This is a genomic window from Tolypothrix sp. PCC 7712 (genome assembly GCF_025860405.1).
In the GTDB taxonomy this organism is placed as follows: Bacteria; Cyanobacteriota; Cyanobacteriia; order Cyanobacteriales; family Nostocaceae; genus Aulosira; species Aulosira diplosiphon.
Window position 1 is genome coordinate 8,528,758 of record NZ_CP063785.1, and the last position, 12,444, is coordinate 8,541,201.

Genomic DNA, 12,444 nt, shown 5'->3' on the forward strand with positions numbered 1-12,444 from the left:
ATTATTTATTCTCCCACCAATATGGTCTATTTATTTATGCCGTGTTGTACTAGGTTTTGCGGGTGCGATCGCATTATTTAGATTGCGTCATAAACCCTATAAAAGTTGCATTTATAAACTAATACAGTTCAGATAAGATCATTAGTGATTGGTCAGTTGTGGAAACAGCTAGCTCAATTGGGGGATTCTCCCCCAAGCCCCCGATTGGGTGACGGTTGCGTCCCCCAAACCCCCTCCAAAATTATTGTTTTTGTTGTCAATTTATTTTTTTAACCTCAGTTCGGGTTCAGGAGGTTTATTCAAGCTTAAATGCCTGAAACAACGCAAGCTCGTTGACAGATTCTAGAATCAAGCTATGGCTTAATCAGGGTTTCAGCTTATCCCGAACTCAGGTTTTTTAATTGAACTGTATTGATTTATAAACAAGTATTAAAGCAGGTTATTTTTATCAATATAAATAGCTAATTAATTTTTGGTGGCAATGATATGTAAATCAATATTTTGTTGCCGAATTAATTCCATTAATCGTTGAGTAAAAGGTCTTTTAAAGAACCTTTTCCATCTGGGTTGTTGGCTTTCACCGATGACTATTTGCGTGATGTGATAATCTGCTGCAACTTGAGCAATTGTTTGGGCGACAGTTTGACTTTTTACGTGCAAAAATTCACCCCCAAATTCACGGCACAGTTTCTCACAAGTATCGATGTGTAGGCTTTCTTCTTTAGTAAGAAAACGTTCTGGATCGGCAACAAAGACGGCGTAAAGTCGCGCATTCATATAATTGGCAATGCGTGCCCCTCGGCGCAGCAATTGCACGGAATTGGGATAGGTAGAAATACAAACTAAAACTCGTTCGTGGATATTACAAGTTTGTCCAGCAACGACAGAGGTGTTTGCTTCTTCTTCTACTGTGTCAGCGACTTCTCGTAATGCTAATTCCCTTAAAGCAATTAAGTTGCGACGCTGAAAGAAGTTTTCTAAAGATTGCTCAATTTTATTAGCTCCATAAATCTTACCTTCTCGCAAGCGCTCTTCTAGAGTTTCCGGTGTCACATCAATCACCACAACAGCATCAGCTTCCTCAAGCAGGCGATCGGGAATTCGTTCGCGCACTACTACACTGGTAATTCTGGCGACTACATCATTCAAACTTTCTAAATGTTGAATATTGACAGTAGAGTAAACATCAATTCCGGCAACTAAAATTACTTCTACATCTTGGTAGCGCTTTTCCCGTGGGGAACCTGGGATATTAGTATGAGCGAGTTCATCAACTAAAACCAGTTGGGGCGATCGCACTAAAATAGCCTCTGTATCCATTTCCTCTAAGGTAATATTCTGGCGGATACTAGCTTTGCGGGGAATTACCTCGAGTCCAGTAGCTTTCTGAGCTGTATCTTTGCGTCCGTGGGTTTCCAAAATGCCAATTACCACATCAATACCATCCTGCTTCAGCTGATGTGCTTCTTCCAACATTTTGTAAGTTTTGCCCACACCAGGAGCCATACCGATGAATATTTTATGTTTCCCCCGTCGCTGCGGGCGATTGTAAGAAGCGTCAGGGGATGAATTAGAGGAATTAAACATGAATGGGGATTGGGGAACTCGGGGCCCCCTCTGGGGATAAGGGGTAATGGGGACTGGGGACTGGGGAACTCGGGGCCCCCTCTGGGGATAAGGGGTAATGGGGATTGGGGGATGAGGAAGACAGAAAAATAACAAATTCCTATTACCAATTACCCATTATCCAATGCCCAATGCCCAATGCCCAATGCCCCATTAACTCTGAATTACAGATGCAAGCGCTTGATCGATTGCTGCTTGTACATCAGCATCTAGTTCTACACCGGATGCAGCAGCATTATCAACAATTTGATCGGGACGGCTAGCACCGATAATGGCTGAAGCTACGCGTTGATCGCGCAGTACCCAAGCTAAAGCTAACTGTGGCATACTTAAGCCTAAGTCTTGAGCGATGGGTTTGAGTTGTTGTACTGGGGAAAGGATGCGATCGCTAAATAAATCTTTGGTAAAAAACATATTCATTTTCTCGTTACCCGCACGAGAATCTGATGGTGGCGCTTCTCCTGGGCGATATTTGCCAGTAAGTATGCCCTGAGCTAGTGGTGACCACACAATCTGACTGATACCGTTATCTGCACATAATGGAAATACCTCAGCTTCCGGTTTGCGCCACAACATAGAATACTGGGGTTGACTGGAAACAAAGCGCTCAACACCAGGAAGATTTAATGCTGCTTGAATTTGCTGGGGACTCCACTCGCTAAAGCCGATGTAACGCGCCTTTCCTTGACGTACTACCTCAGTTAGTGCCGTCATTGTCTCTTCTAGGGGTGTGTTGACATCGTAGCGATGACATTGGTACAAATCAACGTAATCTGTACGTAAGCGTTTCAACGAAGCATCAATTTGTTTGTGGATTTGGGCTGCTGATAGTCCTCTGTCATCAGGTGACATAGGAAAAAATACCTTAGTAGCTAAGATATATGAGGAACGGTCAATTCCTTGTAATACTTGGCCTAAAAATGATTCAGCTCCACCAGTTGCGTAAACATTAGCAGTATCTAAAAAATTGATTCCTACTTCAAAAGCTTTGTGAATACAAGCTTCTGCGTTTTGCTGCTCTACTGCACCCCCATAAGTGAGCCATGAGCCAAGGCTAATTTCCGAAACGCGCAAATCGCTGTTACCGAGTTGGCGGTATTTCATCTGCGTTTCTCGTTTGACTATTGATCTCATCGTTATTACCTCCAAAAAGGGATTTTGAGAATTTTCCCTGTACTGATTCAGATGTGCTAGGTGTTGTTAGATCAGCATTTTTTCCCTTAATTTGGGAAAGAGGGAAATATTAAACCGTATTGCTAGAAAGCGTCAAAGCGGATGCCAGCAATCTTAAGGAAGGTAAAACGAAAGTTCATCAGCTTTAAGTAATAGAAGTAATTAAAAAATTGGTCAAAGCGCCAATAGGGGACTTCCAAATAAAAAATAACTAATACAAATCAATACCTTTGCCAATTTACGAGGGTAATTTCATGTATTAACCTCCTTTCCTCTAGGGTTGGGCAAAAACAATAAACCGTAAAAATTCCTTCTGGATTTATCGCAAGGTTTTTTTGGCGCACTAATGCAGTATCAAGGGTTTGAGCCTCTAACCTACCTTGTAAGCTCAAGGCTTATATATCGGTTATTTTGGCAAAAATGGCAAAATTTTTTTACCCTCTTATTTTGGCTAAGGTATTGACAAATCAAATAATTTTTGCAACACATCAATAATATTCTAGAGGTCAAGGCAGTGCCTTGCCCCTACAATCTGTCGTATTGTTTTTTCAAATTGGTATAATTGCTTTGGTGAGCAGAGGGAGAAACAATGACATACAAAAATAAGTAGGGGCACAATATGTTACGCCCCTACGATTATCTGTACTTCAATGCTTTGTAATTTGCGGCAATTTTTCAATATTTTTGGAATACTTTATTTAACGGTTTAATTTTTTTGGCGTTATTATTTTTTTATATCAACTCTTTGTATCAAGCATATGAAAACATTGATTTTTGCCAAATTTGACAAAATTCGGTTGCCTATCATATTCAACAATGCTAAGTTCTGTCAATTTTCCTCACTACGCTAAAAAAATCACCAGTTAAGAAAAATATTATCAGAAGAGATTTATTAAATATATATCTAGAGAAGTATTATAGATATGACAATTTTATGACATTCATGTTTCTGGGATGACATATCTAGAGTATATAAATACAGGTAAGGAGAATTATGTAATTTGAAAATACCCACCCCTAATTTCTTGCTGTTTTGTAGAAAGAGTTAGAGGTGGGTTTAGTGCTTAATTTATAATGATTTAAGCCTATTAAATCTTGATTACAACCAAGCGCGATCGTATTGTACTGGCCAAAGTTTTTCGTGTCCTAGCTGTTTGGCTGCAAGATGTGGCCAGTAAGGATTACGAAGTAATTCCCGCCCTAACAATACTATGTCCGCTACTCCTGTACTAATAATTTTGTCAGCTTGTTCAGGAGATGTAATTAAACCGACGGCTCCTGTTTCAATCTTGGCTTCTTTGCGGATACGCTCGGCAAATTGAGTCTGATAACCTGGTTTTGAGGGAATATTAATTCCTGGGATAATGCCACCAGATGAGCAGTCAATGAGATCCACACCCAAAGACTTCAACTTGTCACTTAAAGCGATACTTTGCTCTATATCCCAACCTTTATCTACCCAATCCGTAGCGGAGATTCGCACAAACAATGGATTGCTTTGCGGCCAGATTTCTCGCACTCCTTGAACAACTTCCCTTAGCAGCCGAGTTCGGTTTTCAAAACTACCGCCATAATCATCTGTGCGAGTGTTTGAAAGTGGTGAGAGAAATTGATGCAGCAAGTAGCCATGAGCTGCATGAATTTCAATAACTTTAAACCCAGCTTGCAAGGAACGTTGAGCAGCTTGGATAAAAGCATTAGTAACTTGTTGAATACCTTCTAAAGTCAAAGCTTCTGGGATGGGAGCATCTTTACTAAAAGCGATCGCACTGCTGGACACAAGAGGTCGCCACCCCTCCTGGGATTCATCTAAAAATTTTCCTCCCTTGCTGGGTTTGGCGGTGCTGGCTTTTCTCCCCGCATGAGCTAGTTGAATTCCCGCCACAGCACCAAAGTTATGAATTAATTCCACAATCTGGGCTAAATTTTCGATGTGTTCATCTGACCAGATTCCCAAATCTTGCGGACTAATACGTCCCCGCGCCTCTACTGCTGCTGCTTCTGTTAGCACCAACCCCGAACCGCCAACAGCACGAGAAGCTAGATGAATTTTGTGCCAATCATTAGCAAAACCATTCGTACTAGAATATTGGCACATAGGTGAAACAGCAATGCGGTTGCGAAATGTCACATCACGAATACTAAATGGTTCAAACAGGTGTGCCATTACTATTGATTCCTTCTCTTGCTACGTAAAAGAAATTCCGGACGGACTTACACAATAGACTCAGGTTGGCTGCAACTGCTGTAGATGTGCGAATCGGCACACTTAATTGAGTGAGCGAACCATCAACAGAAATAATTCGATAACATCAACATCATTCACTGCAAAACTCCGCAGCTATTAGTAACAAGGCAAAAACCAAATCTACCACTGATACAAATAGTGATTATTTATACATTTGAATTGGCTTTTAGCATTTGTTACCAAGCTAAAGACGCGGATTTGGTTTAAGCGAACAGTGTTATGCATTTCTTAATTAAGGAAAAGCACGCTTATTAAGGAACTCATGACTGAGTTCCATTTCTCCAAGCTATGGCAAAAGCGTAGAAAGTGAATCTACTAGATAGCCTAACTAAAATTTCTCGATTCTGGAAGGCAACTAATCTTTTAAGAATGGGGAAGGGGAAAAAGGGGAAGGGGAAAAGGGAAATAAAAAAACTTTAACCTTTAACCTTTAACCTTTAACTTTTTCCCCAAAACCAATTTTGGGTTCAAAACGCTTAACCGGGTAGTATTGGGATGGGATGCAGAGTTGAAAAACACGATATGGGCAAAAATTACTCAAAAACCCCTGATATCTTAATTATGTTAAAAAAAAGTTTATTTTTTAAAATGTCTTAAACCATAACGGTCTTGATATTTGGCAATATAATCTACATTTTGCTGTTCTAATTTTGTAAGTAATTTACTCGGAAATTCTTTAGGGGAATAAGTCGGTTGATACCACGATTGCTGATTAAAATAATCCTGTATACCTGGAGTGTCAAACCGCCGACCATGAACGGCAAATATCCAATTTCGCATAATATCTAATTCCAACCCGTCTTTACCTTGCAAATCTGCATCGGTGACGTATCTTTGAGAAAGCCAAGAGTAATTGCTGGTTGTGGTATTAGTACTTGCTGCGGTAGATGGCGTAGGGTCGGGTGTAGATGTACCTGCAATTTGTTTAAAATAAAATCTATCCGCCGATACATTGGCATTTTTACTAGCAAAAGCACAATAAGCGTTAGGATTAGCTTGTCCGTAAGTTTTGAGTTGGTCTATGCAACTGTTGCGATCGCTAAAATGACCTACATAAACTACATATAATTGCTGCCCTGATAAATTGGGATAGTCTGGTACCCAAAAGCTACCCGCTTGAGGGTAACCTTGATTATATAAAGCTTTCACTCGCAGATTTGCCGCAGGTAATTTAGCATAGGCTGAATCTGATAGGAAATAAAACGCACTAGGCTGTGCATTATTATAGACCTCTGTTTGCTGAGGCACAGGAGTATCGCTTGCAGATGCACTTGGCGATGGGGAAGTGACAGCAGGCGTAGATTGATTTAAAGATGTTGGTGTCGGTTGTGGTAAAACCTGACTAATAATTACAGCCGCACCAATTAACCCACCTGCAATTAAACCACCCATCACCAAACCATTATTGCGATTATTAGTTTCTGGTTTTGGTGGTTCAGTTTTTGGCGGTTCCGTGGGGCGAGGCGATACAGGCACAGTAGGCGGTGGTACAGTCACCACAGGCGGTTGATGGAAAACTGGTTGTGTTGGTGGAATAGGACTTGCTATACTCTGCAAAGCATCCAGCATGGTTCTAGCTGTAGGAAAGCGATCGCGTGGATGATAGGCGATCGTGCGATCAAGTATATCTGCCATCATCGGACTCAAATGAGGAGCATATTGTCGCCACATAATCTCAGCCGTCTGGGGATCTGCTTCTATTTGTTGCGGTTGTCTCCCAGTTAGCAAATAAATTGCTGTCATCCCCACACTATATAAATCGCTGGAATAAACTGGTCTTCCCGCAGCTTGTTCGCTGGACATATAGCCTGGTGTACCAATGACTATTGAACTGGTAGGTAAACCTTGAGAATTCACCACTGTTCCCATCGATTCCCGCACCGCACCAAAATCAATTAATACAGGTTTGCCGTCCCGATGCCGCACAATAATGTTATCCGGTTTAATATCGCGGTGAACAATATACTTACCGTGGACATATTCTAATACGGGTAATAAATTGAGCAATAATTCCTGTATAGCTTTTTCGCTAAATAACCCCTGCTGTTGCAATTTTGCTGTGAGGGTATCACCTTCTACCCATTCCTGAACTAGGTAAAATTGCCCTGCTGCTTCAAAATAAGCAAACAAAGTGGGGATTTGGTCAGTTGCACCACCAAGTTCTTCTAAAATCGCCGCTTCTCGCTGAAACCGTTCTTTGACTATTTGGTAAATCTGCGGATTATTTTGAATTGGTCTAAGCTGTTTGACTACACAACGGCGCTTAGAAGGCATATAGCTATCTTCTGCCAGAAAGGTTTCGCCAAACCCACCAGCACCCAAAGTGCGAATAACTTGATAGCGATCGTTCAACAGGTTCATTCTTAATTTATAATTCGTAATTCGTAATACCCTACAGAAAGCGCAAAGCACTACGTAATTCTTAATAAGACGTAGGGTGTGTTACGCCGTAGGCTAACGCACCTATAATATTCGATGGTACTTTACTATACAGCAATACAACACTCAATCTAGTTGGCATCAACAATCTTCATCACCCGAACCTTTTTGAGCGTGTAATAGCTTAGTTCTACCTAGACACAGGGCATACAGTAGCAACAGGGTGAGATGTTGGTGTAGCTTGAGGTGCATTCGTCACCAAAGCTATTTCACCATTAGCAGTTTTGACCATACCTTGCGCTTCGATAATTTCCGAAATTGCATTGTTACTTACCGGAACAACACCATCTATTGATGTAGCTGTTTGCTCCTCTAGAGTCGCTAGGGGAATGTGAATATTTGTACCCGTCAACAATTCCAATGGGCTAGGTGGTAAACTACCGCGTCCAGTAACAACAAATTTTGCTAACGGCTTTGGGTTGGGGTCTGTGGGGCAGATTTGCGAAAATTTAGTACTAGCATCAATGAATTCATTGGGTAGTTGGATTAATTCTTGCGTTGGTTGGACTTCTGGTTGCTGAATCTCAATTTGTCCTTGTACGCCTAATTCAGAACTAGCCGTAATATCATTTGTTTGCAGTGATGGTTTGAGGCGGGAGTCTATACCGAAAATATTCTGAGTAAAGATGTTAATATTACCACCCGCACCAGAAAACGCGTTAGCTGTGATATCACTGTTTTCGTTAGGTACAGCAACTATGAAAGGTGTATTTATAGTTATGTTACCGCCATTGCCGCCAGCTTGGGTAGTGCCTGCGGTGGTGGAAATCTGAGCACCACGACGCATCAGCAAAAAGTCGTTAACATTAAGTTTAATATTGCCACCATTAGCATCAGCGATCGATTCCGAAGTGATAGAGCCTCGATTATTCAGGGTAAGCCGAGATGCATTGATATTAATATTCCCAGCTGCATTTTGAATTTCTGTATTAGCTGATAGCTTTGCACCATCAGTTACAAGTAGGGAATTTGTAGAGATATTAATATCTCCGCCTTTACCTAAGGTTCCTGAAAGCCGTCCGTCTTGACTAGCCCCACTGGTAATAAAAACATCAGAACCTGCAATAGCGATAGAGTTTGCATTAATCAATATATTCCCCGCATCTCCTTGTCCTTGAGTTCTGGTATTTATTTCTTGGTTGCCAGAAACAGATAAATTAGGTGTATTGATGATGATATCACCACCTTTACCAACTGCTTCAGGTTCAACTTGGGTATAGGCACCACCCCAAAATGGTTTTAAATCTCCGCTAAAGGTAACACTATCTCGTGCATTGATGATAATGTTGCCGCCATTACCACGAGCCTCTGTATCTGCACGTAAATTAGCACCTATATCTAGCAAGAAGGAACCTGTTGTAATCTGGATATCTCCTCCATTCCCAATTCCACCTACACCTCCTCCATTGTCTTCACAAGCACAGGTCACTTCAGAGAACATATCTGATCCTTGTACTAGGGCTACTTGGTCTCTTGCCTCAATTATGATGTTACCGGAATTACCTGTTCCTGCTGTACTGGCATTGATTTGAGAACTATCTAAGCGTAAAGTGCCGGTTTTTATAACTACACCACCACTGTTGCCTACACCCCCAAAATTAACACTGCTGGAGAATATAGTTCCATCTGCATCAAAATTAGTTCTACCAAGATTAAGGTCGCCTACTCCTGTTAAGGAAACAGTATTACGGGCTTCAATGAATATTCCTCCCGAATTTCCGCGTCCAGAAATACTTGATAAAATTCTGGCTTCATCACTGGCAAATAGTGAACCTGTATTAATGCTAATACCTCCACTGTTACCTACTCCTCCAGAATCAACACTATTTAAAATCCGGCTGAAGCTTTTTCCCGATAAAGAAACTGTATCACGGGCTGTAATAGAAATTTTACCTGCATCACCTTCACCAAAGGTGCTAGAACTTATTACTGCACCATCTTTGATAAAAACATTTTCAGCAAAAATGTTAATGTCACCGCCATTACCAAATGCGCCAGATTCTACATTACTAAATAAACCACTTGGCGATTCATCAATATCTAACCCAACAAAAGAAACTGTATCTCTTGCTTGAATTGTGATATTTCCTCCATTACCTCGTCCGCGAGTAAACGAGTTTATTTGAGAACCATTAGTTAGAGAAAGTGAGCCAGTAGAGATGTTGATATTCCCAGCACTTCCCTCAGCATCAATACTCTGAATATTGTTGATAATATATGATGTAGCATCTAGAGAAATTGCATCACGACCTGTTATAAAAATATTACCAGAATTCCCCTTCCCAAAAGTGCTAGAAATTATTTCTCCACCTTCTTTTATATTAATATTTCCAGCTTCAACCTTAATATTTCCAGCACTTCCACTTGCACCATCACCTAAACTACCAAATATTCCACTATTTGCACCAGAAATTGCAAATACATCACGCACGTTAATATTTACAGTTCCACCAATACCTTGGGCACCTGCAAGAGTTCCAGATGCTCTATTGAGACTAACGCCTAAGATTCCACTATTTGTCAAAGATAATGAACTAGCAGTGATATTGATGACCCCTCCATTACCTACTGCACCAGCAAATACATTACTCAAAGAAGCACTGGGAAATCCATTACTATCTACCCCATCAAAAGTAACTGCATCTCTGGCTTGAATTGTGATATTTCCCGCATTACCTTGTCCGCGAGTAAACGAGTTTATTTGAGCGCCATTAGTTACAGAAAGCGAACCAGTAAGAATATCGATATTGCCAGCATTTCCTTCAGCATCAATAGCCTGAACATTGTTGAGAATATATGATGAATAATCTAGAAAAATTGTCTTGTCGGCTGTTATATAAATATTACCTGAATCGCCTTTACCAAAAGTGCTGGCTGAGATTTCTCCACCATCTCTTACAAAAATATTTCCAGCTTCAACTTTAATATTTCCACCACTGCCAATTGCACCAGCACCTAGACTACCAAATATTCCACTATCTGTACCGGAAATTGTAAATGCATCACGCACATTAATATTTATAGTTCCACCAATACCTTGGGCACCTGCAAGAGTTCCAGATGCTCTATTGAGACTAACGCCTAAGATTCCACTATTTGTCAAAGATAATGAACTAGCAGTGATATTGATGACCCCTCCATTACCTACTGCACCAGCTGATACATCACTAAAAGAACCACTAGGAAATCCATTACTATCTACCCCATCAAAAGTAACTGCATCTCTGGCTTGAATTGTGATATTTCCCGCATTACCTTGTCCACGAGTAAAGGAATTTATTTGAGCGCCGTTAGTTGCAGTCAGTGAACCAGTAGCGATGTCGATATTGCCAGCATTACCCACAGCATCACTACTTTGAACATTGTTGTAAATATATGATGCAGCATCTAGAGAAATTGCATTTGCTGTGATGAAAATATCACCTGAATCGCCTTTACCAAAGGTACTGGAACTTATTTCCCCACCATCTTTTATAAATAAATTTCTAGCTTCAACTTTAATATCTCCAGCACGTCCAGTTGCACCAGTACCTAAACTGCCAAAAATTGTGCTACCTGCACCGGAAAGTGTAACTGCGTCACGCACATTAATATTTACAGTACCACCAATACCTTGCCCACCTAGTAGAGTATTAGAAGCTTCACGTACAGCAACCTGTATATTTCCACCATTTGTTATAGACAAAGAACCAGAAGTAATGCCAATATTGCCACCGTTACCGACACCTCCGGTTGCAACATTACTAAATACACCACTGGGAAATCCATTACTATCTACCCCATCAAAAGTAACTGCATCTCTGGCTTGAATGGTGATATTTCCAGCATTTCCTTCTCCACGAGTAAAGGAATTTATTTGAGCGCCATCTGTTATCTCAAGAGAGCCAGTTTTAATCGTTATATTACCTGCATTACCGACTGCTTGAGATTGTACTGAGTTAAAAATTAGGCTATCTGTCCCTGCAAGGAGAATTTTTCCTGTAGCATCAACTGTAATATCTCCCGCTTGAGCGTTAGCATTTCCTAAACTTAACCCTATGCCAGCAAAAAACTCACTACCTGCTAAAATCTCGATATTTCGACCATGAGCAGCGATACTACCACCACCATCGCCAATAACGCCAACTACAGCTGCATTATTGAGCGATATGTCTCCCCGTTGTACACCATCAGGAAAACTTAAACTGAAATTATCCCCATTAGTTTGAATTCCAATGCTTCCCGCTTCTTTCAAACCGCCTAACTCGATGCGTCCACCATTTGCGATCGCCCATCCTCCATCCATGCTCACATTACCGCCGACCAAAAGCAAACTTTTGCCATCGGGAACGCGCAAACCTAATACATTCACACCTGCAGGGTCTATTCCTGCTGCTGCAACAGAATTATTTTGAATCGCTGCATTTTGATTAATTTGATTAAACAACAACGCCGAAGGATTCACAGTCAACAATGGCGGTGCTTGGGGATTAGTTGCACTAAAAATTCCCTGATTGCCAAACTGTAAAGCATTCGCAGTTGTTGCTAAAAATGAACCCCGAATATCTAAACTGGCATTATTACCAAATACAATGCCATTAGGATTAATTAAAAATAAATTTGCAATTCCATTGACACCCAAAGTCCCTAAAATATTCGATGCATTTACACCTGTCACCCGTGTCAAAATATTTTGTACACCAGAGGGATTGCCAAAATACACTCGTTGCCCATCATTAATATTAAACTCAGTAAAACTATGAAAAAGATTGCTACCCCTTTGAGCGCCACCATTAATTAAATCTGCATTTTCACCATTAATCAGCGTGTTTGGCGTAATACTAGAAGCCTCTGCACCCAGGGTATTATCAGGCGTGATTTGTGCCTTAGCTGGTGTGCTGACAATAACAAAAAGGGAAGGTATGAAAAATTTTTTGAAAAAATTTTGGATCTCAGGCATTGTGATTACCTTAAGAGAT

General features: G+C 40.8%; 5 protein-coding genes. All 5 read right to left on the minus strand.

The features are described 5' to 3' along the window. Positions 1-465: 465 nt before the first annotated feature. The 5 genes from HGR01_RS34765 to HGR01_RS34785 all read right to left on the minus strand — a co-directional run bounded on the left by HGR01_RS34765 (position 466) and on the right by HGR01_RS34785 (position 12,425). Complete coding sequence (locus tag HGR01_RS34765; RefSeq protein ID WP_045873323.1) at positions 466-1,587, minus strand: sensor protein KdpD; 1,122 nt, start codon at positions 1,585-1,587, stop codon at positions 466-468. 192 nt (positions 1,588-1,779) lie between these two features. Further along, positions 1,780-2,760 carry an aldo/keto reductase family protein gene (locus HGR01_RS34770; protein ID WP_228045423.1) on the minus strand — a complete coding sequence of 327 codons (981 nt, stop codon included), beginning with the start codon at positions 2,758-2,760 and terminating at the stop codon, positions 1,780-1,782. 1,138 nt (positions 2,761-3,898) lie between these two features. Next, positions 3,899-4,966 carry an NADPH dehydrogenase NamA gene (gene namA, locus HGR01_RS34775; protein ID WP_045873325.1) on the minus strand — a complete coding sequence of 356 codons (1,068 nt, stop codon included), beginning with the start codon at positions 4,964-4,966 and terminating at the stop codon, positions 3,899-3,901. Positions 4,967-5,623: 657 nt separating this feature from the next. After that, on the minus strand, positions 5,624-7,408 hold the full coding sequence (locus tag HGR01_RS34780; RefSeq protein ID WP_045873326.1) for a protein kinase domain-containing protein: 1,785 nt from the start codon (positions 7,406-7,408) through the stop codon (positions 5,624-5,626). Positions 7,409-7,616: 208 nt separating this feature from the next. Further along, positions 7,617-12,425 carry a filamentous hemagglutinin N-terminal domain-containing protein gene (locus tag HGR01_RS34785; protein WP_052335358.1) on the minus strand — a complete coding sequence of 1,603 codons (4,809 nt, stop codon included), beginning with the start codon at positions 12,423-12,425 and terminating at the stop codon, positions 7,617-7,619. Positions 12,426-12,444 lie beyond the last annotated feature (19 nt).

What these genes read in the sequence shown, in the direction of transcription:
- HGR01_RS34765 (WP_045873323.1), bottom strand. Translation starts at nt 1,587, where the DNA reads ATGTTTAATTCCTCTAATTCATCCCCTGACGCTTCTTACAATCGCCCG.
- HGR01_RS34770 (WP_228045423.1), bottom strand. Translation starts at nt 2,760, where the DNA reads ATGAGATCAATAGTCAAACGAGAAACGCAGATGAAATACCGCCAACTC.
- namA (WP_045873325.1), bottom strand. Translation starts at nt 4,966, where the DNA reads ATGGCACACCTGTTTGAACCATTTAGTATTCGTGATGTGACATTTCGC.
- HGR01_RS34780 (WP_045873326.1), bottom strand. Translation starts at nt 7,408, where the DNA reads ATGAACCTGTTGAACGATCGCTATCAAGTTATTCGCACTTTGGGTGCT.
- HGR01_RS34785 (WP_052335358.1), bottom strand. Translation starts at nt 12,425, where the DNA reads ATGCCTGAGATCCAAAATTTTTTCAAAAAATTTTTCATACCTTCCCTT.